Annotated in this window: 2 protein-coding genes; both read right to left on the reverse strand. The window is 39.3% G+C overall.

All coding sequences use genetic code 11. The features are described from left to right. Nucleotides 1-83: 83 nt before the first annotated feature. Entirely contained in the window at nucleotides 84-365 is a 282-nt protein-coding gene (locus tag ACFINC_RS11825; RefSeq protein ID WP_120100599.1) for a type II toxin-antitoxin system YafQ family toxin, read from the reverse strand. Next, a partial coding sequence (locus ACFINC_RS11830; RefSeq protein ID WP_375617317.1) for a type II toxin-antitoxin system RelB/DinJ family antitoxin occupies nucleotides 352-547 on the reverse strand: 196 nt, incomplete at its 5' end. The genes ACFINC_RS11830 and ACFINC_RS11825, both read right to left, overlap by 14 nt.

The following is a 547-nucleotide window of genomic DNA, read 5'->3' on the forward strand; positions in this document are numbered from 1 at the left end:
CGAGAGCCCCATTAAAAAGGTTGCTTAAGTAAAATATATACCTCCTCCTCGTTCTCAAAAATGGGGAGGGTTGTTAATTGACATTACAGATTAAGCTGTGAATGAGAACCAAGACGCACTAAAACGAGCCTCTCTTGACCAATCAAGCGATAGATCAAAACCAAATCAGGTCGAATATGACAATCCCGATAATCTTTCCAATTTCCAGTTAATGCATGGTCATGATATCGAAGCTCTAAAGGTTGATCATTTGCTAATGCTGCGATGACTTTGCGTAAATCAGTATCTAAAAGATGCCGATATCGTCCTTTCATCTCACGCTTGAAATCACGTTTGAAGATAGTCGTACGTTCAATCGTACGCATAGAGATCATCAAATAATTCGTCTACGGAATGAAACTTTTTTAAGTTGCCTTCATCAAGTTCAGCAAAAGCCGCTATGGTTTCTGCATTGGGTTGAAACAAAAAAGAAGGAATAGCTTTATCTTGTGCAATACGTGTCATCAACACTCTCACGACATCACTTACTGACAAACCAGAGGCTTGA

It is taken from the genome of Bartonella sp. AP58NXGY, from assembly GCF_042195785.1.
Lineage (GTDB): Bacteria > Pseudomonadota > Alphaproteobacteria > Rhizobiales > Rhizobiaceae > Bartonella.

Coding starts and splice junctions, on each gene's coding strand:
- ACFINC_RS11825 (WP_120100599.1), bottom strand. CDS start 365: ATGCGTACGATTGAACGTACGACTATCTTCAAACGTGATTTCAAGCGT.